This is a genomic window from Pseudomonas sp. LS1212, assembly GCF_024741815.1.
Lineage (GTDB): Bacteria > Pseudomonadota > Gammaproteobacteria > Pseudomonadales > Pseudomonadaceae > Aquipseudomonas.
On the sequence record NZ_CP102951.1, the window covers coordinates 4290491 to 4310782 of the forward strand.

Here is a 20292-nt window from a genome sequence, read left to right on the forward strand (position 1 = left end):
AGGGTTTACTATCAATGCAACACCGCCACTAGGAGACACTAGGAGCAAACACATTATGGCTGATACCACTGAAGTTGTACACACCAAGTCAGCCCTGGCTTTCCTGGAAAAGTTCACGGTCGGGCTGACCGGCTTCCTGCAAGTTGAAGCTATCACGCCCAAGATGTTCGAAGGCGACAAGCCAGATATCAAACGGAAAACAGTGTCAATCGACAACATCGACGACTTGGCCGGGTTCGTTGAAGAACACCAAAACCGTAACTTACACTTCACTTTCCTGAAAAACTCACAGGGTAGCGGCGCGGACGGTGCCGCCTGTAGGGACGACATTACCGGGTGTTATTACCAGGTGAATCTGATTGCTACAGATCCGCCAGAGGGCGCGACCCTGGACGAGCAACACACGCACCTGGCCAAAGAGCACGAGCGCCTGTGCCGGCGGGTCGATGCCTTCCGGTTGGTGCCGACCTTCGTTATCGACACGGGCGATGGGGGCCTCCAATGTTTCTGGGAGGCGGACAAGCCCGTATCGGTGGCCGAAGTCGAGGCTGTCAACAAGCGACTGTGCCGGCACTTCAAGGCATCTGACGCCTGTTGGCGCGCGCGGCTGCCGTACACGACCAACTGGCCCGGCTACGTAGAGCTGGCGAAAGGCAGGACGGCGGTGGAGTCCTGTCTGATCGAGCAGAACGATAACGTCTATGGTCCCGTTGCCTTCAGGTTCCTGACGGCCAAGGCCGGCACCGCCGGTTTGCAACCTTTTCCCGGCGACATGCTGGACGCGGTTCAAGCCTGCCTCGAAGTCGCCCGCAAACCGCAACCGGAAATGGCTATCGGGGCTGCGCTTAGTGGTATGGCTGCTGCCTGCGGCAGTTTCTATAAACTGGAAGATGGTACGCGGCTGAACGCATACATCCTGTGCATCGCGAAAACGGGACTCGGTAAGGATAAGCCGTTAAAGCTCGCCGAGAAGATCGGCAAGCTGGCGCAGGCGAAACTCATCGATGCACCGGGATCGGGTCAAGGCCTGGAAGACGTACTGGTCAGCAATATCGCGACCTATTGCGTCGCGGACGAAATCGCCCATTTCTTTTCGGTCAACAACGAGGAAAAAGCCGCGCCCTATTTACGCGAAAACAACCGCAAGATACTCGCGCTTTACTCGGCGGGTAGCGGTGAAGTACGGCAACGGGCGTTAGCGGGCAAGGAACCCAACACCATCCCGCATCCAGCCTTTAACCTGTTCGGGGTCACCACGCCGGAGAAATTCGGCACGGCGTTTACGCCCGATAATTTTGCCGATGGGTTGGCAGGTCGAATCTCCTACGTCTTCACCGACAGCAACCCGGCGATACGGCGGATCAAGAAGGAATTAACCCTGCCGGATTCGTTCAAGGCTAAAGCGCTTAAAATTTCCAAGAAGGCTGTATTCATGATGCTGATGGACGGGATCACCGTTCACGTTACCGATGCAGCGGACGCGATCATTGACGGGTTGACCCAGGAATTCGACCAGCATAGCCGGGTTGAAAATTCACCTTATGAAAGCGCGGTGTGCATGCGCAGCATGGAAAGGACCGAACGCATCGCGGGCGTGTTGGCCGTATGGGACAACCCGGATAAACCGGTGATCGACGTGGCCCATATTCAATGGGCCGCACAGTTCGTTCGTGCGTCCAATACGATGTTGTTACGCCTTATCAATCAGTACATGCAGCCACCGGGCGAACAGGCCGACGCGGCCAGATTGATGGCGATGCTGGATAGGGGTGGATTCAAAGGCCGCAACGCTAACGAAGTGGCGGCACTGAAGGAAGGCTTCGTGCCAAGGACTACGCTGATGCGCTTGTCCAACCTGCGGAAAAAAGCCTTCGATGCGGCCATCGATTACTTGGTGGGCCGCGATGATCTGGCCCAGAGCAGCTACGGGAACAAGGGCATGCGGGTACTGGGGCTGCCGGGCGAGGACTAGGAAAAGGGCTTACGATCACGGAAAGGCCCGGAATAGACGTGTTCCACCGGCATTGATCGTAATGATCGTACGTGATCGTAACGGGTTTACGATCACCGAAAGGCCCGGAATAGACGTGTTCTTTCTATATAGAGAGAGAGTGATAGTAGAACACACACACACGACGGTTTTTTATTAGCGTCGGTGGATAAATTGATTAGCGCCGGTGGCTAAATTTATTTTTTATCCATTTTTGGGTCCGTGGGCGTGTGTGGTTACGATCATACGATCAAAGGCCAAAAAAGGCCCTGTAGCCGCTCTGGCACGCGGGTTTCCGTGATCGTAAAAAAGTTACGATCAAAGCCGTGATCGTAAACGATCAGACACTTTTTTGGAGGCTCTGTGATGAAGGCGACAAAAATGATTCATCCGAGTCATGCCCGCGAAATCTTGAGCGAAGTAGACGCCGCCCGGTTGCGGCAGAGTGGCTGGCTCGAACTTGACCAAACAAAACCTGTCAGCAAGGGTGCCGCCTTTCAGCGGCGCTATCGCAAACGGCAGTTGATGCTGGGATTCAAGCAGTTTTCCGTTTGGCTGCCCGAGTCGGTATTTAATGCGTTGGCAGCTATGAAAAAACCGAAAGAAAGTTTTGCGGAATTGGTTGAGCGTCTAATTAATTCACCGAATAACACTGGCGAATATGATAGTGGAGAACACACAAAGTAGAAAATCCCAAGCATATATTGGTGTGTGGTCGAACGGCTCTATGGTGCGCCCGACAGGCTACTCAATTACAAAAAGACGAAGCGTAATGGAGTGGTAGAGCGTGTGCCTGGGATCGAAGCCGCCATCCGCTAGACGCTGGTGATCGACGAGCTCGTGGATCAGGTAACCGCCATGCCGCTCAACGGGTAGCTCCGCCAATTGGCGGAGCTTGACGTGGATCTGAAGCAGGAGGGCTATACCGATATGGGTATACCCCAGCGAATACCACTTATCGGGTACTCCAGCCCGTACCGAAAATGCCGCTTTCCAACCTATACGAGTACAGCTATATTGAGTACAGGTATAACGGTACAGGAGGATTCGCCATGTTCATCCGAGCCTATCTCAGAGCTTCGACCGACGATCAGGACGCCAGCCGCGCCAAGGATGTGCTGATCCAGTTCGCTGCCGACAACGACCATAAGATCGCGGCCTTCTACACCGAGAACGAATCAGGCACCAAGCTCGAAAGGCCAGAGCTGTTCCGGTTGCTGGACGATAGCCAGGAAGACGATGTACTGCTGATCGAGCAGGTGGATAGGTTGTCCCGGCTATCTCAGGATGACTGGACCAAGCTCAAGGCTCAGATCGCGGCACGGAAGGTCACAGTGGTATCCATGGACTTGAGCACCAGTCACGCGGTGCTGAAGCCTGTCAAGGATCAGGATGACTTCACCAAGGGTATGATTGCAGCCGTCAACGGCATGCTGCTCGACATGCTGGCCGTGGTCGCCCGCAAGGATTATGACGATCGTCGTCGTCGTCAGGCTGAAGGGATCAAGCAGGCACAGGCCAGAAAGGTCTACAAAGGACGCCCGGTTGACCAGGATCTGCACAAGCGCATCAAGGATTGCCTCGACAGTGGTATGAGCCTGCGCAAGACTGCCACGTCTGTAGGCTGCGCCTTGAGCACGGTGCAACGTGTGATGCGCTAGGAGACGCGCAGACCGCGAGTCCGCCCAAATCCCAATGGACCACGGTGCTAAAACGTCCCACACGCGATCCTGCGAGGTCGGGTTGGGCTTGGAGGGGAATAGTCAGATGAAAACTGCACGACTACTGACGATCCTTGACCTGGCCGACCGCAGCTACGACTTCCCATACCGTCCACCCGGTCACAAAGTCTTCAATGGATATCGGCAACACGAGATGAGGGGATTCAGGTTATGAACGCTATTGAGCCAACCCCTTGCGGCTGAGTGGCCGCGCCTTGTCCACGAAATTCATGTCCAGCCCTCCAGGTGAATGGCGGACCAAGGGGGGCGGACAGGGATTATGGCTCTGTGCGCCCGCCTTAGCCGACGATTGCTTTTCCTGTTTGTCGGTGGCGGCCAGGATCAGGCCGGTGGTAAGCCTCGCCCGCCCCACAGTTCCCATGAAGAACTTGTCCTCGTTCACCACCGGCAGTCTTTCGATGTCGAGATCTTCCATGCGCGCCAGCGCATCGCGCTTGGAGGTGATGTTGGTTACCGCCATGTCGACGCCGACGAACCCAGGTAGCTTGCTCAGTTGCGCCCTGTCGGCCTCGCTGTTGCTTTTCAACCGCTGCTGGAACTGCACGTAACCCGAGTCGCCGGCGAGGCGCAGATAGTCGATCAGACTGGTCGCTTTGTAAGTGCCGAACAACTTACTGTTCGGTTCATTGACCACCACCACCCGCAGATAGGAGCTGCCATACAGCGCTTCGAAATAGGCCTTGATCGCCGGACCGGTGTAACCGTCGTGACCGAGCTTGAATTCCAAGTCTTTGATGCACCGCTCTTTCAGCTCCCGCAGTTCCTCACTACCGACCTTGCCACCGTTCTTCATCACCTCCTCCGCATTCTTCACGTTCAACTGTTCGGAGTTGTGGAGGACATGACCCTCGATCCCGGTGTTCGCCGCATTCACCAATTGCTCGGAGAGATTGACCTTCACCCCGAAAAGGTCGATGTCCTTGAGATTGCCGGTGGCGAGCGACCAAACCATCAGCGGAACGATTAGGAACACCAGATCGAGGGTCTTGACCTCGTACTTACCGACCGTACGAACCCGCATCAGGATTGAAAGGACCACCAGCGCCACGCCGGCTACTAGCAGCTTTATGGTCATCGCGTTATCCATCGTCACCCTCCTCGCCTGGCCTCCTCCGCTCAAGGCCCGTCAAAGTGGCTGACGAGCTCGAGCCTCTGGCTACCTGGCTGGTCAATCACTCGGCCTGTCGCTATGGCCTAACAGGCAGGCCGGTCGATAGCTCGGGTCCGCTTTCCAACGCAACCAGACCGATTCATCGATGGTTTCATTGACCCCCAGGCCAAAGGGGCGGTTGAACTCATTTTTCAAATTCTTGTACAGGCCCAACATGAACTGGGAGTAGGAGTCGGCCATCGGCGCACGGTGATCGCTGGTCCCCACCGTCACTGTTGAGGAGAGCGTCAAACCGCAGGCCTCGGCCTTGTCCTGCAGCCAGCGCAAGGAAATACTGGGCAGGCGGTCATTCTTATAGCCACCGCCCACATTGGCGTGGGCGCCGATGAACCAGCGCTGCTCCACCTCTATATTCTCGGCCTTCTTCTGCCCGTCCTGGGTCACCCAGACCGCCGCCTGATAGTCCTTGCGATGCTCGTCGAGGGCGAGGGCATGGTAGGCATAATCGACGATCCGGCTGAGCTCGGTATCGTGCCACTGGTAATAGTCGCGGCTGAAGGGCACGCCGGAAACCGGGATCCCCAGGGCCCCGACCGTGTCCCAGACGCCGATGAACTTCACCCGCACCTCCCGCGCGAAGGACTGGCGGAAGGAGCGGGCCGGCGCGCTATCCGGGGCTACGGCCTTGTCGCGATAGAGATCGTAGGCCTGGGCCACCAGACTGGCGGACGCCAGGTGCAACAGACCGCACTTGCGGATCAGGCCGACCAGGCTGCGCGCGGTATAGGCACCGCGGCTGAAGCCAAACACGAAGATGTCGTCGCCTGGCTGGTAGTGCTCGGATAGCCACCGATAGCCCTGGCGGATATTCGCCGAAAGGCCGTGGCCGAAGGCGCCGCCGGTCAGCACCTCATGCCACTCGGTCCCCACGCCAGGGTCATAGAAGCAGGGTTGCTGGCCGTCATGGGCCCCCGCCGAGGCGAACGACTGCAGCATCTGGCAGACATTGGTCTTGTCTTGCTGTTTGTTCCAAGTGCCATCGAACAGCAGTATCAGATTCCGCGGCATAGCCATCTCCCCTTGGGCAGAGCCCTGAGTCGCAGACCTAGCGCCCCTGCCCGCGCCCTCGAGCCACGCAGGCTGACAATAATTAATGCTAGGTCGGGGCTCGGCGACCGCTAGAGGGGTTCGCGATAAGCCTTATATCCGCTGCCACCTCGGCGGGGATGACGGCTGTCCCGCTCTGAGTTGCGCCCGCCTAGCGCCGCTGGCTCAGATGGCGATTCAGCACCCAGGCATAGACCAAGCTATTGATCAGCAGCAGCAGCAAAGCCCGCGAATGCAACAATTGATGCGGGATTTCAATGCACCCGTACCTGTTAATGACTTTCGGCAAATTCCACCTGTTCAAAAACTATCACCGCCAACCGAAGTACTTCAACGCGACGAGTTTGGCAGGGTTGCCGTCGTGAGTATCGGGAATTTACGCTTGACGGTGCAGAGGGATGAACTAGGTAGGACGGTCAGAATGATCCCGGCTCTGCGGCCTGACCCGCCAGCCCACTGATAAGGAGTACACATCATGGCAACCACAGTGATTTTTAGCGGCAACGACCGCATATCCGAGGCGCATGCACTGCTTGAGGCGCTCGCTGAATGGTTACAAGCGCAGCCCGAGCAACCGCTACGCCCAGCCTCGGCACACTTGGACTACACCGACGATGGCAGCCTGCGCGGTGTCGTCGTTACGGTGGATGAGGCTGATTGAATGGCTACCCGTGGCCGAAAACCGGGAACGCCAAAAGTCCCAGGAAGCGGACGCAAGCGTGGTTCACTCGACAAAGCTGCGCGCCAGCTAATCAGCGGCGAAGTCGCCAACGATATTTTGTCTGTGTACCGGGCCTTGGGCGGTGCGGCTTTTCTCCTCGACTACGCCAAGGCCCAACCCGGTAGCTTCATCCGCGACTGCCTTGCTCGACTGATGCCACCGATGCCGAAGGAAGATGTTGATGTGCTCAACCAGAACCTGACTATAAATGCCAGCAACCTGAGCGATTTTGAGGCAGCCCGACGCGTTGCTTTTTGTCTGGCAAAAGCTGCCTATGAGCAGGGCCTTGAGATGACCCCGCAGCAGGCCTGCAACGCCCACTGGCAGTCGCCAGCTACCCAGCCCGACCGTGCCCCTGCTCCAACCTCTACCTGTCGAAAACGCCGATCAGGAGCGGTGGGCCAGTGAGCTACACCTGACCGATGAACAGCGCGCAGATCAGGCCCTAGCGCGACGGGAACACGTCAATTTGGATGAGCAAGGCTTGCGCCGCAGGAAGCATCCGCTGTTGTAATCAGGGATCTAGGCGTCGCTCCGTGAAATCCAGTCCGGTCGCAGGGCTATGCTGCTGTACATTTCGCGCAGCGTCGTCTGCGAAAAAGTCCAGTTCTAACTGAACCCATTCAGCAACCGCCAGTACCCTTGGCTGAAACGATTTTGGTAGTTCGACGATTTGGCCGGTGTGGAGGTCGATTGCCGGATGGATGTAGCCTGACAGGTCGATCTCGACATAGATGTGCATGGTGACGGTTCCGCATTTAGCAGTGTTAGCACCCTGCAATCTGGATCAAATCGGCGCTGTTGTTGAGTGTAGCGCACGCTGTATAGGCTCCGTGATTTGATGCAGAAACGCCTATCCCATCGGATCACAGAAGGGCAATGTACCAAAACCAGCCCATACCAAAAACTCCAGTGAAATACACGATCGCAAGAATTAAAGGGTTATTCCACATTGCACCAATCTCCGATAACCGCCGTTTTTTTATGGTTGGTTTGCAATCGGCGCACCGTTGAGTGTAGACCAGTACCATCACCATCGGCCAAGGAGCCCGGTCCTAGGCGCTTCCGACCAGTATGGGCAATATGTAAGGCGACACCTTACACTCTCCAATTCACGGAACGAATGGCAGGACGCTATGATCAAGAGCTTTCGGCATAAGGGATTAGAGAAGCTGCACAAGGACGGTGACACTTCAGCCGTGCAAGCCGAGCACGTCGAGCGCTTGCGGCGCCTGCTGGCCTCGCTGGAAGAGGCGCAAGAACCGGATGACATGTTGCGCCCAGGCAACCGCCTATACCTGATGAAGAAGGGCAAGCACGCCGGCTTTTGGGCGGTCAACGTGTCGGGCAACTGGTGGGTCATTTTTCGTTTCGTCGGCTCCGACGTGGAGTTGGTCAGCTAACCTCGATTATCACTGAACAGGAGGGCACCCTATGCCGATGTACAATCCGCCCCACCCTGGGGAAGCGTTGCGTGAGGACGTGCTGCCCGCGCTCGATTTGACGGTCAGCGAACTGGCCGGGCACCTGGGCTATTCGCGCGGCCACCTATCGGCCGTGCTCAACGGTCGTGCCGCGATCAGCGCCGATATGGCTTACCGCTTTGAGCTGGCCGGACTGGGCAAGGCGCGCATGTGGCTCGCACAACAGGGTGCTTATTACCTGTGGCAATTCGAGCACGGCGAACAGTCGGTCGCTGGCAGAAGTGGCGGTGTGATCCTAGAGTAACCCCGACCCGAAACGCCAAGGGGCCTGCGATCATGTCTACTGGAGATTGACTACAACAATTCCCGCTTGAGCGCCGAAATCCGCAGTTCGTCCAGGTAATTCGCATAGCGCTGGGCCGCTTCCCGCCGTTGGTCCAGCAGTTGTGCCCGTGCGTAGGTGTCACTCAACGCGCCCGGCATCTTGTGGCTCAGCATCAACTCCAAGACCACCGGGTCGATGCCTAGCTGCTCATGCGCGATGGTTCGAAATGTGGACCTCAGTCCGTGCGCCGAGATTGTGCCGCGTTGGTAGCCCAGGCCATTGACCAGCCCGGCCAACAAGCTGTCGCGGGAAATGTGCCTGGCAGCGTGCATGGGCGACGGGAACACCCACCCCCTGCCCTCCTTGCCGGCCAACCGCTGTGCCCGCACTGAACGCAGTAGGGCGAGCGCCTGTGAGGGCAACGCGACGATGTGATCCTTGCCGGTTTTGCTGATGACGAATGACCACTCTGCCCTGTCCAGGTCCAGGTGTTCCCAGCGCATCGCCACCATTTCCATCGGGCGCACTGGCAGCAAGGCCAGCAACCGCAGTGCCGACGCTACGCTGGCTGTCGGTGGCGTGTAGCCGTCGAGCCTGACCAGGAAGTCACCCAGTGCCGTCGGGTCAGTGATCGCCTTGCGGCTGGTTTTCTCGTGTTTCGGTAGAAGCCCGCGACGGCCAGCGGCGGCATTCCGTTCGACGTACTCATTCAACTCTGCGAAATCGAGCACCATCTTGACCACGCCCAAGGCGTATCTGGCCATGACCGGTGTCGTGCCTTCCTGATCGATCACCCGCTTGACGTCGCTGAGTTTGATCTCAGCCACGGGCAATCGGCCGATCACGCCCACTATGTGGTTCTTGAGGGCGCCGCGATAGCCAGCCAGGGTCTTGGCTGCCAGCCCGGACTTGACCTTGTGCTGGATGAACTCGTCGGCCACCGCCGCGAAAGTGCAGGCCTCCGTAGCCCGCTGTGCTGCAATCCCGGCCTTCCTGGCTTCAAGTGGATGCACACCTTTGGCGATAAGTTTGCGCGCATCCCGCGCCGCATCCCGGACCTCAGCCAGTGAAGTTTCGGGGAAGCTGCCCAAACTCAGAACGCATTCCCTCTTGTCGAGGAAAAACTTCATGCGCCAGAGCCGTGAACCGTTTTTGCCATGCAGCAGGTACAGACCCGCCACAGTGCCGTCAGCCTGCTTGCCGAGCGGTTCGCCCTTCGCGTTTTTGAATGACCTGATGGCCAAATCGTTGAGTCGTTTCATGGGGATATCAGTTCGGATTACAGGAGCGATATCCCCAATCGTATCCCCAGATATCCCGAATAGCAACGAACAGAAGCGAACAGCAGCGCACAACAATCAGCCTGAAACCCTTGTATTTACTGGACTTAAGCCCCATGGACAGTGACTTACTTTCTAGCCAGGGGCTTTCGATATGTAATCGGTCGGCATAATCCTTATGCCAATTATATTACCAGCCGGCAAGGGCTTGAGGGGGTTCTCTGTAGTAATGCGAATGCCGGCTCGTCGAGCTCAGCCCTTGTGATGCTCCAGTTGCAAGGCATCCGGGCTGTCCGGCAGGCGTTCGACGACCCGAAGTTTCTCCGGTGTTTGCCGGGCCCGCCAGGCACGAAACGCATCGAGTTCATCGCTGATGGCCTTCATCACCCAGGCCAGCACGGCGATATCATCGAGCATGCCGACGCCCAGCAACAGGTCGGGGATCGCATCCAGTGGGCTGACGAAATATAACAACCCCGCCACCACCGCAACGATCGCCCTGGGGCTGATGGCGCGGTACTCGCCTCGCCACCAGGCCAGGCACAGTGCCTGTAACACACCGACATCCTCCTTGAGCTTACCGAGTCGATGCCCCTGCCCCCGGCCTTTGCGCGCCACCGCGAAGATCAATGCTGGCAACCGGCCGCGAATGAGCAGCCGTTCGGCAAGAGGCAGAAACCTCGCGAAATTCCAGGGTGCTTTCATAAGCCCTCCAGAGGAAATACCGGGTGAAGGTTATCCACAGTAATTGTGGATAACCTTGTGAACAGAGCCACTTTTGCTTCACAAGAGCCCCGTTTTACAAGGGCCTCGCTTAGATCGGGCGTTTTTTACACACATAAAAGAACGCCGGTAATTCGTTGACTGGATGGCCAGGAACGATTACCGCCACAGGACTTGTTGATAAGACTACACCACGACGTTGCAATTGGGTTACCCAGGCCCGAAAACGACAACGCCCCGTCGAGACGGGGCGTTGGAGTATCACGGGCTGCCGATCAGTCGGCGGCGTCCTGATCCTGGTCCTGGTCCTGGCCTTGTTCCATCTTGGCTGGATCCTTGATAGCCAGCAGTTCCAGTTCGAAGACCAGAACCGAGTTGGCAGGGATGGTCGGGCTCGGGCTCTGTGCGCCGTAAGCCAGGTCCGCCGGGATGAACAGCTTGTATTTCTCGCCGACGTGCATCAGTTGCAGGCCTTCGACCCAACCCGGGATCACACCGCTGACCGGCAGGTCGATCGGAGCGCCGCGCTCGACGGAGCTGTCGAAGACCTTGCCGTCGATCAGCTTGCCTTCGTAGTGAACGGTAACGACGTCAGTCGCCTTTGGCTGAGCGCCATCGGCCTTCTTGATCACTTCGTACTGCAGGCCGGAAGCGGTGGTGACAACGCCAGCTTTCTTGCCGTTTTCTTCCAGGAATTTCTTGCCGGCAGCAGCCGACTCTTCGCTCATCTTGGCCAGACGCTCTTCAGCACGCTTCTGCAGTGCGGCGAAGGCTTCTACCAGTTCTTCGTCCTTGAGCTTCTGTTCTTTCTTGCCGATAGCATCTTCGATGCCTTGAGCAACGGCTTTGGAATCCAGGTCATCCATGCCTTCCTGCGCCAGGCTCTTGCCCATGTTCAGGCCGATGCCGTAGGAGGCTTTCTGCGCCGGGGTTTTCAGCTCTACGCCGGTCTGCGAATCGCAACCCGCCAGAACCAGGCCAACCAGGGCAACCGCCGCCGCCAACCGATGCTGTTTCATGCTATTTCCTTGTTCATCCGCCAATAGGGCATTCGAGTAAAGCCGCGAGCTTATCAGGCGGCCACGACCAATGGCTACCGGCATGAGAGCGAGAAAGTTCCGATAAGTTCAGGTCTGCAAACGCTTTTCGGCCCACAAAGGCTTAACGATAGACCATCTTCGGGTAATCAGGGATAGCTGCCTTCACGGTATTGTCCGGCCACTTCGCGCAACACTTCGCACAGCCACTGAGCCGGCAATGGCAGTGGCAGTGCGGCATTGCTGCAAATACCCACCGAACCGCCCGGCTCCTGTACACCCAGGTCCAGCTCGCATAACTCACCGCTGTTGATGTCCACGTGCACCGCGTCATGGGGCGCGACCCAGACCGCATCGCTGCCCAGGACATAACGCCGGCTCAGTGCCGGCGACAATGTTTCCAGTCGTTGCGAAGAGGGCTCGATGGCGCATTGCACGAACAGGCTGTCGGCATGCTTGCGGATCGTCGTGCCGGCCAACGGCAGCACCAGCGGGTAGCGATTGACCTGGCTGCGCTCGGTGGGCTGACGCGCCAGCAAGGGGTGACCGGGGCGCACCACCAGCGACATCGATTCGCTGTACAAATGTTCGAACATCAAGCCCTGGATTTGCGGGCTGTCGGTCATGCGGCCGATCACCAGGTCCAGTTCACCGACATGCAGTTGAGCCAGCAAGTGCGCGCTCGGCCCGGTGACGACACTGACCACCAGGGCGCTGTGGCGTTGATGCAGGCGGCAGAGCACCTCGGGCATCAGCAGACTCTCGACGGTAGACAGCACGCCGACCTTGACCTGCGGCGGCGCGTGTTCTTCGCCGCGCAAGGTCGTCACGCCATCGCGCAGGGCTTGTACACAGGGCCCGGCATAACGCATGAAGCGAACGCCGGCCGGGGTCAGCTCGACGCCGTTCCTGTCGCGCTCGAACAGCCGCGTCTGCAGCAGGTCTTCGAGTTCCTTGAGGGTCTTGGAGATGGCCGGCGGGCTGATCGCCACGACGTCGGCCGCCTTGGCAAAGCTGCCTTGGCGGGCGATTTCGAGAAAGCACAGCAAGTGCCGGAATTTGATGCGGGTATCCAGGTTCATGGGGCAAGCCTATGCCATGCCTGCGACTGATACAAACCTGGAGCGTGGGAACGAGAACCCTGGAGGCCCTACGGGCCTCAGCGCAGCCTGCGGCAGCGGCTACATGAGGTGTTTCGTGGCGCCTGGTGTAGCCGCCGCAGGCTGCGCTGAGGCCCGTAGCAGTCGCCGGTTACATCAGCCCCAGACCGATCTCCACCTCATCACCGTTCAAGCGCACCGGCCACACTCGCAAGCGCTGCTGCGGATCTTCCAGGCAAGTACCATCGGCCAGACTGAAATGCTGCTTGTACAGCGGCGAAGCAATCACCAGCTCGCCCTTGAGGCTGCCAACGATTCCCCGCCCGATCACATTGGCCCCCGACTGCGGGTCGTGATTGTCGACCGCGTGCAAGGTTCGCCCCTGCTGTTCACCCGGCAGGTAGAACAGCGCGACCTGGGCGCCGTCGAGCCAGACCACCACGCCGGAGTCGGCGATCAAGTCCTGGCGTTTGCAGACCGATTGCCAGAGCTCGGCCTCTTGCTTGGGTTCGGGCGCACGTACTGCGTTGCTGGACGGGGCCATCAGAGCACCTCCTCGGTGACAGGGATAAGATTGAGTTCGGCGGCGGCAATAGGCCGGCGTTGCCCGCGCTCCTTGACGAAATGAATGTCCGGGTCAGCGCGCTTGTCGTTGACGAAGGTGCGGAAGCGCTTGAGTTTTTCCGGGTCTTTCAGGGCGTTGGCCCATTCGCATTCGTAGCGATCGACCACCAGTTGCATCTGCGCCTCCAGTTCGGCGGCCAGGCCCAGGCTGTCTTCGATGATCACCTGCTTGAGGTAGTCCAGCCCGCCCTCCAGGCTTTCGCGCCAGACCGAGGTGCGCTGCAATTTGTCGGCGGTGCGGATGTAGAACATCAGGAAGCGGTCGATGTAACGGATCAGGGTCTCGTCATCCAGGTCGGTGGCGAACAGTTCCGCGTGCCGCGGGCGCATGCCGCCGTTGCCGCTGATGTAGAGGTTCCAGCCCTTCTCCGTGGCGATCACGCCCACGTCCTTGCTCTGCGCCTCGGCACACTCGCGAGTGCAGCCCGATACCGCGAACTTGAGCTTGTGCGGCGAGCGCAGACCCTTGTAGCGGTCCTCGATGGTCAGGGCCATCTGCACGCTGTCCTGTACGCCATAACGGCACCAGGTGCTGCCCACGCAGGATTTCACCGTGCGGGTCGACTTACCGTAGGCATGCCCGGTCTCGAAACCGGCCTCGATCAACTCGCTCCAGATATCCGGCAGCTCATGCAACTGAGCGCCGAACAGGTCGATGCGCTGGCCGCCGGTGATCTTGGTGTAGAGGTCGTATTTCTTCGCCACCGCACCGATGGCGATCAGCTTGTCCGGGGTGATTTCGCCACCGGGTATACGCGGCACTACCGAGTAGGTGCCGTTCTTCTGCATGTTGGCCATGAAGGTGTCGTTGGTGTCCTGCAACGGCACCAGCGATGGGTCCATGATCGGCTGGTTCCAGCACGAGGCAAGGATCGAACCGACCGCAGGCTTGCAGATGTCGCAGCCGACATGCCCGCGGCCGTGTTTGGCGAGCATTTCTTCGAAAGTGATGATCCCTTCCACGCGCACCAGCGCATACAGCTCCTGGCGGGTGTAGGCGAAGTGTTCGCAAAGGCTCTTGTCCACGGCCACGCCGCGGGCCACCAGTTCATGCTCGAATACTTGCTTGAGCAGTGCCGCGCAACCACCACAACCGGTACAGGCCTTGGTCTGGGACTTGAGCATCGGCAAGTCGCTGCAACCGCTGTCGATGGCCGAACAGATCGAGCCCTTGGTGACGTTGTGGCACGAACAGATGGTGGCCGTCTCGGGCAAGGCATCGGCCCCAAGGCTTGGGGCACCATCAGAGATCGGCAGGATCAGGGCCGACGGATCTGCCGGCAAGGCGATGCCGTTCTGTACGTACTGCAGCAGGGTGTCGTAGTAGCTGTTATCACCCACCAGCACGGCACCGATGACATGTTTGCCGCTGGCGTCGACCACCAGGCGCCGGTAGCTGGCGTTGGCTTCGTCGATGAAACGGTAGCTCTTGGCACCCGGCGTGGCGGCGTGGGCATCGCCAATGGAACCGACGTCGACCCCAAGCAGCTTGAGCTTGGTCGACATGTCGGCGCCGGTGAAGGTGGCTGCCACTTCCCCGGCCAGGGCACTGGCGACGTTGCGGGCCATGCTGTAACCCGGCGCCACCAGGCCGAAGATGCTGCCATTCCACGAGGCACATTCGCCGATGGCAAAGATGCGCGCATCACTGGTGCGGCAGTGCTCATCGATCACCACGCCGCCGCGCGGGGCGATTTCCAGGCCGCTGCTGCGACCCAGTGCGTCCTGAGGGCGAATGCCGGCAGAGAACACGATCAGATCGGTCTCGAGAAACTCGCCACCGTCGAAGTTCATGCGGTAGCGGTAGTCCTCGCCGGCAACGATGGCCTGGGTGGCCCGCGACAGGTGCACACCCACGCCCAGCGCTTCGATCTGAGCGCGCAGGGCAGCACCGCCATCGGCATCAAGCTGCACAGGCATCAAGCGTGGCGCGAACTCCACCACATGGGCTTCCAGGCCAAGGGACTTGAGCGCGTTGGCCGCTTCCAGCCCGAGCAAGCCACCGCCGACCACCACACCACGGCGAGCGTTGGCGGCGGCCGCGCGGATGGCGTCGAGGTCATCGAGGGTGCGATAGACCAGCCGCGCCTCGGCTTCGGAGCCAGGAATCGGTGGTACAAATGGATAGGAACCGGTGGCCAGGATCAGTTGGTCATAAGGATGACGCCCCTGGGCCGTGACCACTTCGCGGCGTTCACGGTCGATCTCCAGCACCGCCTCCCCCAAGTGCAGGCGCACACCATGGTTGGCATACAACTGCGCATCACCCAGGGCCAGGGTTTCGGCATCGCTGCCGCTGAAGTATTCCGAAAGGTGCACCCGGTCGTAAGCGCGCTGGTGCTCTTCACCGAACACATGCACTTCGAAACGCGCAAGCGCGCCCCGCTCGATCAACTGCTCGACACAATGATGGCCGACCATGCCGTTGCCCACGATGACCAGTCTTTCACGCTGCGCGATCGTCACTATCGAATTCATACAGGTTCCTCACTCCAGGCCATTCACGGTGGCCGCTGCCAAGCGGGGTGCGAGCCCCCTAAATAAACAAAAAAAAAGGCGCCTGGAGCCGAAGCTCCAGGCGCCTTTGCCTGGTATTCATCTGTGTAAGGTTGCGCGGGTACGATGCCCGGCTCACCTGTCCTGTTGTGTGATCGACATTGACCACCGCGGACTGTCTGCCAATGCGTCTTGGCTGACCTGAATAGGTAAAAGCAGGTTACGTGCCAACTACTCCAATGCTTGAAACTCGGCCTTTACAGGCCACCTTTAACGGCAAAATCGAACTCTCTTGGTGCGTTGCGGTGCAAATCTCACACTAATGGGGCGCCGTTTCAGTACACGTCGCGCAGATAACGCTTGTCGCGAGCCATGCCCGCCACATAGGCCTCGGCATCCTCGGCACTGAACCGGCCATGTTCGCGTACCACTGTCTTGAGCGCGGCATCGACATCCCTGGCCATGCGGCTGGCGTCGCCGCAGATATAGAAGTGCCCGCCTTCCTGCAACCAGCTCCAGAGTTGCGCGCCCTGTTCGAGCATGCGTTGCTGGACATAGATCTTCTGCTCCTGATCGCGGGAGAACGCCGTATCAAGACGCTCCAGGTGCCCGTCGCGGTGCCAGGCCTGCAGCTCATCGCGGTAGTAGAAGTCACTGGAGGCACGCTGCTCCCCGAACAGCAGCCAGTTCTTGCCGGTCGCCCCGGTGGCTTGACGCTCCTGCAGGAAGGCGCGGAATGGCGCCACCCCGGTGCCTGGGCCCACCATGATCATCGGTGCCTGCGGGTCCCGCGGCACGCGAAATTGTGCGGATTTCTGCGTGAAGATCGGCACCAGGCCATGCTCGGCACGGTCCGCCAGAAAGGCCGAGCAGACGCCGCTGCGCGCCCGGTCGTTGTGGCGGTAGCGCACCGTCGAAACGGTCAGGTGCACTTCATTCGGCGTCACCTTGGGGCTCGAGCTGATGGAGTACAGCCGCGGTTGCAAAGGCTTGAGCTGGGCGAGCATTTCTTCGACCGAAAGCTCCAGCGGGAACTCATTGAGCAGGTCGATCAACTGCCGGCCCCACAGCCAATCCTTCAATTCAGCCTTGCGTTCTGGCGCCAGCAGTTCGCGCAAGCGCGGGCTGCCATTGCGCTCGGCAACGAAGTTCAGCCAGTCGGGCGTGATGCGGGTGATCTCCAGGTGCTTTTGCAGCGCCACGGCCAAAGGCAGTTCGCCCTTCCCTTTGAGCTGGACATGTTGGCCACTGTCGAGCCCGAGCGTGCCGAGCAGATCTTCCACCAGGGTCAGGCAGTTGCTGGGCCAGACACCAAGGGCATCGCCAGCCTGATAATCAAACCCGGAATCCTTGAGGTCGAAGACAATTTGCCGGGTTTCTTTCACAGCACCTGGACTGTTGAGCAGGCGGTTGTGCAACAGCCGCGCCTGCCAGGGGCGCTGTTTGCTGTAAAGGCTGGCAGGCGCCTCGATGGCGCCCGTGTCCGAGCGAACCGGCTGTGCGGCAGGTTGCCGGACGGGGTTACCCACCAGGGCCGAACTGACCGTATCGAGCCATTGATCCGCCAACTCTTGGTACTCCGGCTCGCAATCGACTCGCTCGGCCAAGCGCTGTGCGCCGAGCTCGACCAGTCGCTGATCGAGCTTGCGCCCAAAGCCGCAGAACTGATCGTAACTGGAGTCACCCAACGCCAGCACGGCGAAACGCAGCCCCGCACAGCGAGCTGCCGCCTCCCCCTGCAAGGCTTGCCACAACGCCGAGCCATTGTCCGGCGCATCACCATCACCAAAGGTACTGGCGATCAGCAAGACGCTGGAGGCTGTGCACAACTCATCCAGGGTCACCGCATCCATACTGCTCAATTGCACGTTGTGATCGGCCTGGCGCAAGCGTTCGGCACACAGGTTGGCCACGGTTTCGGCATTGCCGGTCTGCGAGGCCCAGAGCACCAGATGCCGCTCCGCAGGTGCCTCCAGGACAGTCGCAGTACTCCCCGGGGAGCGAGAGAACAAACCGGCCAGCAATCCGTCGACCAACAAGCGCTTGGCCGGTGTCAGCGGCGCACTGGACGGCAGCGTCGGTACGCCGCCCACAGGCTTTGCCCCTTCACTGCGCAGGCCCATCAGGAAACCCTGCATATACAGCTGCTCATTGGCGGCCAGGGTCAGTTCAAACGGGCCATCGAGGCCCAGCAGACGTGCCAGCGTTTGGGTCGCCATGGTGCCCTGCTCCTGAGAATCAAGTATCGGTTGTTCGGCCCCCGCCTCGATCTGTTGTGCCGGAATTCGAGCGCCACTGACACGAGTCAGGGCGACCGCACAGAACTTGAACGCCGGTTGCAGCGAGATCGGGTCGATCGCATCGCTGGTGACGGCATTGATCGCCAGCGCTTCGCCAAACACGTCATTCCAGTGGAAGGGCGCGAAGCAGGTACCGGGGCGCACCCGGTCGCTGATCTGCGCCGGCAGTACTGCCTGGCCACGCCGCGAACGCACTTGTACCTGGTCGTGCTCGGCAATGCCCAGGCGGTTGGCGTCCTGCGGATGAATCTCGATAAAAGGCCCGGGGTTGAGCTTGTTCAGCGCGGGGACTTTGCCGGTCTTGGTCAGGGTGTGCCACTGGTGCTGCAGGCGGCCGGTGTTGAGCACCAGCGGGAACGTTTCATCGGGCATCTCGGCCGGCGGCAGGTGGGGACGGGCGAAAAAGCGCCCCTTGCCGCTGGCAGTGGCGAAGGCGATCGCCGGGCGCTGGCCGTCGGCATCGAGCTTGAGGGTCTGGCTGATGCCATCGTTGAGGTAGCGGATCGGGCTACGGTCGGCGCTGCTGCCCGGTGCGCTGGGCCATTGCCGAGGGGTCTGGCGCAGCTCCGAATAACTGATACCGCGAATGTCATAGCCGGTGGCGGGGTTCCAGGCGCGCTTGATCTCCTCGAACACCTCTTCGGCGCTGCGGTAATCGAAGGCCTCGGCGAAACCCATTTCACAGGCCACGCGGGCGATGATCTGCCAATCGGGCAAGGTTTCACCCGGCGCCTCGACGGCCTTGGCCATCAACGTCAGATTGCGCTCGGAATTGATCATCACCCCTTCGGCCTCGGCCCACAGGGCACCCGGCAAGAGGATGTCGGCATAGCGATTGGTTTCGGTATCGAGGAAGGCGTCCTGGGTGATCACCAGTTCGGCCGCCTGCAGCCCTTCGATGACTTGCTGGCGGTTCGGCACACTGGCCACCGGGTTGGTGCAGATGATCCAGCAGGCTTTGATGCTGCCGGTGCGCATGGCCTCGAACATGGCCACGGTGCCCTCACCCGACTCGGCCCGCAGGCTGCCGTGGGGGATCTGCCAGAGCGCTTCGACAAAGCGTCGGTCTGCCTCGACCAATGCCGAACGCTGGCCAGGCAAGCCAGGGCCCATGTAGCCCATTTCGCGTCCGCCCATGGCATTGGGCTGGCCGGTCAATGAAAACGGGCCGCTGCCCGGCCGGCAGATCGCTGCGGTGGCCAGGTGCAGGTTGCACAGCGCATTGGTGTTCCAGGTGCCGTGGATACTCTGGTTCAGGCCCATGGTCCAGCAGCTCATCCATTCCGGTGCCTGGCCGATCCAGTCGGCCGCCTGGCGGATATCGCTTTCAGCCAGCCCGGTAATCGCCGCCACTTGCTCAGGTGCATAGTCTTCGAGAAAAGCCGGCATTTCTTCCCAGCCTTCGGTGTAGCGGGCGATGAAATCGGTATCGACGTCGCCATTTTTCAGCAACAGATGCAGCAAGCCATTAAGCAATGCCAGATCGGTGCCCGGCTTGATCTGCAGGAACAGGTCGGCCTTGTCGGCGGTGGCGCTGCGTCGCGGGTCCACGACGATCAGTTTGGCCCCGGCCTTGACCCGGTCCATCATGCGCAGGAACAAAATCGGGTGACAGTCGGCCATGTTGGCGCCGGTCACGAAAAACAGATCGGCCCGGTCGAAATCCTGATAACCGCCGGGTGGCCCATCGGCGCCCAGCGACAGCTTGTAGCCACTGCCGGCACTGGCCATGCACAGGCGCGAATTGGACTCGATGTGACGGCTGCGGACATACCCCTTGGCCAGCTTGTTCACCAGGTACTGGGCTTCCAGCGACATTTGCCCGGAGACATAGAAGGACAAGGCATCGGGACCGTGCTGGTCGAGCAATCCCCGCAGCTTTTGCGCTGTCGCTCTGATCGCTTCGTCCATGCCGACCCGCACCGGGTCGCGCTGACGCTCGTGACGCATGAAGGCATGCTCCATGCGACCAGACTCGGCAATAGCCTGGCCGCTGGTGCTGCCCTTGGTGCACAGGCGGCCGAAATTGCTCGGGTGCTGCTTGTCGCCACTCACCTTGATCACCCGGTTATCCGCCACGGTCATGACGATGCCGCAACCCACACCGCAATAAGGACAGACACTGCGAACCGTTGTGCTGGTCATCCGCGTACCTCATGGCCTTTTGGCCTTAAAACAAAAAGGCGCCTTGCTGCCATCCGCTCTTGAGCGGGGCAACACGGCGCCTTTGTCGTGAAATGTGCAGTCAGCGTTGACTGCTGGATACGCAGGTTATTGCAAGGCACGCGCCAAAAAGCATGCACCCTTGTAAA

The 20292-nt window shown here is 59.8% G+C and carries 17 protein-coding genes; 7 read left to right on the top strand and 10 right to left on the bottom strand.

The window, feature by feature from the left end:
- Positions 1-55: 55 nt before the first annotated feature.
- The 3 genes from NVV94_RS19970 (at position 56) to NVV94_RS19980 (ending at position 3651) form a co-directional block, all read left to right on the top strand.
- The gene (locus NVV94_RS19970) at positions 56-1972 is read left to right on the top strand and encodes a YfjI family protein (RefSeq protein ID WP_258444101.1); all 1917 of its coding nucleotides are present in this window, start codon (positions 56-58) and stop codon (positions 1970-1972) included.
- 384 nt (positions 1973-2356) lie between these two features.
- Entirely contained in the window at positions 2357-2677 is a 321-nt protein-coding gene (locus NVV94_RS19975; RefSeq protein ID WP_258444102.1) for an antitoxin VapB family protein, read from the top strand.
- Between the two features lie 365 nt (positions 2678-3042).
- Positions 3043-3651, top strand: coding sequence for a recombinase family protein (locus NVV94_RS19980; RefSeq protein ID WP_258444103.1), 609 nt, complete (start codon positions 3043-3045; stop codon positions 3649-3651).
- 238 nt (positions 3652-3889) lie between these two features.
- On the opposite strand, the gene NVV94_RS19985 is transcribed toward NVV94_RS19980, so the two are convergent.
- Positions 3890-4819: a hypothetical protein gene (locus NVV94_RS19985; RefSeq protein ID WP_258444104.1), complete on the bottom strand. Its 930-nt coding sequence runs from the start codon at positions 4817-4819 to the stop codon at positions 3890-3892.
- A gap of 81 nt (positions 4820-4900) precedes the next feature.
- The gene (locus tag NVV94_RS19990; protein ID WP_258444105.1) at positions 4901-5911 is read right to left on the bottom strand and encodes a DUF2235 domain-containing protein; all 1011 of its coding nucleotides are present in this window, start codon (positions 5909-5911) and stop codon (positions 4901-4903) included.
- A gap of 514 nt (positions 5912-6425) precedes the next feature.
- Here NVV94_RS19990 and NVV94_RS19995 point away from each other — a divergent pair.
- Entirely contained in the window at positions 6426-6611 is a 186-nt protein-coding gene (locus NVV94_RS19995) for a hypothetical protein (protein ID WP_258444106.1), read from the top strand.
- Positions 6612-7079, top strand: coding sequence for a hypothetical protein (locus NVV94_RS20000; protein ID WP_258444107.1), 468 nt, complete (start codon positions 6612-6614; stop codon positions 7077-7079). It abuts the gene before it with no gap.
- Positions 7080-7185: 106 nt separating this feature from the next.
- Here the strand turns inward: NVV94_RS20000 and NVV94_RS20005 are convergent, their stop codons facing one another.
- On the bottom strand, positions 7186-7413 hold the full coding sequence (locus tag NVV94_RS20005; RefSeq protein ID WP_258444108.1) for a hypothetical protein: 228 nt from the start codon (positions 7411-7413) through the stop codon (positions 7186-7188).
- A 394-nt stretch (positions 7414-7807) separates the two neighbouring features.
- On the opposite strand from NVV94_RS20005, the gene NVV94_RS20010 reads away from it, so the two are divergent.
- Positions 7808-8074 carry a type II toxin-antitoxin system RelE/ParE family toxin gene (locus tag NVV94_RS20010; protein WP_309304261.1) on the top strand — a complete coding sequence of 89 codons (267 nt, stop codon included), beginning with the start codon at positions 7808-7810 and terminating at the stop codon, positions 8072-8074.
- Positions 8075-8105: 31 nt separating this feature from the next.
- Positions 8106-8399: a HigA family addiction module antitoxin gene (locus tag NVV94_RS20015; RefSeq protein ID WP_258444109.1), complete on the top strand. Its 294-nt coding sequence runs from the start codon at positions 8106-8108 to the stop codon at positions 8397-8399.
- A 50-nt stretch (positions 8400-8449) separates the two neighbouring features.
- Here the strand turns inward: NVV94_RS20015 and NVV94_RS20020 are convergent, their stop codons facing one another.
- The 7 genes from NVV94_RS20020 to NVV94_RS20050 form a co-directional block, all read right to left on the bottom strand.
- Positions 8450-9682, bottom strand: coding sequence for a site-specific integrase (locus tag NVV94_RS20020; protein ID WP_258444110.1), 1233 nt, complete (start codon positions 9680-9682; stop codon positions 8450-8452).
- Between the two features lie 270 nt (positions 9683-9952).
- Positions 9953-10405, bottom strand: coding sequence for a YkvA family protein (locus tag NVV94_RS20025; RefSeq protein ID WP_258444111.1), 453 nt, complete (start codon positions 10403-10405; stop codon positions 9953-9955).
- Between the two features lie 293 nt (positions 10406-10698).
- Positions 10699-11442 carry an FKBP-type peptidyl-prolyl cis-trans isomerase gene (locus NVV94_RS20030; protein ID WP_258444112.1) on the bottom strand — a complete coding sequence of 248 codons (744 nt, stop codon included), beginning with the start codon at positions 11440-11442 and terminating at the stop codon, positions 10699-10701.
- A 167-nt stretch (positions 11443-11609) separates the two neighbouring features.
- Positions 11610-12542, bottom strand: a complete 933-nt coding sequence (gene pcaQ / locus NVV94_RS20035) for a pca operon transcription factor PcaQ (RefSeq protein WP_258444113.1) — start codon at positions 12540-12542, stop codon at positions 11610-11612.
- Positions 12543-12711: 169 nt separating this feature from the next.
- On the bottom strand, positions 12712-13104 hold the full coding sequence (nirD, locus tag NVV94_RS20040; protein WP_258444114.1) for a nitrite reductase small subunit NirD: 393 nt from the start codon (positions 13102-13104) through the stop codon (positions 12712-12714).
- Entirely contained in the window at positions 13104-15662 is a 2559-nt protein-coding gene (gene nirB / locus NVV94_RS20045) for a nitrite reductase large subunit NirB (RefSeq protein WP_258444115.1), read from the bottom strand. The genes nirD and nirB overlap by 1 nt, the downstream gene beginning before the upstream one ends.
- A 353-nt stretch (positions 15663-16015) precedes the next feature.
- A complete protein-coding gene (locus NVV94_RS20050) occupies positions 16016-20125 on the bottom strand; it encodes a bifunctional nitrate reductase/sulfite reductase flavoprotein subunit alpha (protein WP_258444116.1) in 4110 nt (1369 codons plus the stop codon).
- Positions 20126-20292 lie beyond the last annotated feature (167 nt).

Bases quoted from the DNA above. Each gene is read 5' to 3' on its own strand.
- NVV94_RS19970 (WP_258444101.1), top strand. From the start codon at position 56: ATGGCTGATACCACTGAAGTTGTACACACCAAGTCAGCCCTGGCTTTC.
- NVV94_RS19975 (WP_258444102.1), top strand. From the start codon at position 2,357: ATGAAGGCGACAAAAATGATTCATCCGAGTCATGCCCGCGAAATCTTG.
- NVV94_RS19980 (WP_258444103.1), top strand. From the start codon at position 3,043: ATGTTCATCCGAGCCTATCTCAGAGCTTCGACCGACGATCAGGACGCC.
- NVV94_RS19985 (WP_258444104.1), bottom strand. From the start codon at position 4,819: ATGGATAACGCGATGACCATAAAGCTGCTAGTAGCCGGCGTGGCGCTG.
- NVV94_RS19990 (WP_258444105.1), bottom strand. From the start codon at position 5,911: ATGCCGCGGAATCTGATACTGCTGTTCGATGGCACTTGGAACAAACAG.
- NVV94_RS19995 (WP_258444106.1), top strand. From the start codon at position 6,426: ATGGCAACCACAGTGATTTTTAGCGGCAACGACCGCATATCCGAGGCG.
- NVV94_RS20000 (WP_258444107.1), top strand. From the start codon at position 6,612: ATGGCTACCCGTGGCCGAAAACCGGGAACGCCAAAAGTCCCAGGAAGC.
- NVV94_RS20005 (WP_258444108.1), bottom strand. From the start codon at position 7,413: ATGCACATCTATGTCGAGATCGACCTGTCAGGCTACATCCATCCGGCA.
- NVV94_RS20010 (WP_309304261.1), top strand. From the start codon at position 7,808: ATGATCAAGAGCTTTCGGCATAAGGGATTAGAGAAGCTGCACAAGGAC.
- NVV94_RS20015 (WP_258444109.1), top strand. From the start codon at position 8,106: ATGCCGATGTACAATCCGCCCCACCCTGGGGAAGCGTTGCGTGAGGAC.
- NVV94_RS20020 (WP_258444110.1), bottom strand. From the start codon at position 9,682: ATGAAACGACTCAACGATTTGGCCATCAGGTCATTCAAAAACGCGAAG.
- NVV94_RS20025 (WP_258444111.1), bottom strand. From the start codon at position 10,405: ATGAAAGCACCCTGGAATTTCGCGAGGTTTCTGCCTCTTGCCGAACGG.
- NVV94_RS20030 (WP_258444112.1), bottom strand. From the start codon at position 11,442: ATGAAACAGCATCGGTTGGCGGCGGCGGTTGCCCTGGTTGGCCTGGTT.
- pcaQ (WP_258444113.1), bottom strand. From the start codon at position 12,542: ATGAACCTGGATACCCGCATCAAATTCCGGCACTTGCTGTGCTTTCTC.
- nirD (WP_258444114.1), bottom strand. From the start codon at position 13,104: ATGGCCCCGTCCAGCAACGCAGTACGTGCGCCCGAACCCAAGCAAGAG.
- nirB (WP_258444115.1), bottom strand. From the start codon at position 15,662: ATGAATTCGATAGTGACGATCGCGCAGCGTGAAAGACTGGTCATCGTG.
- NVV94_RS20050 (WP_258444116.1), bottom strand. From the start codon at position 20,125: ATGACCAGCACAACGGTTCGCAGTGTCTGTCCTTATTGCGGTGTGGGT.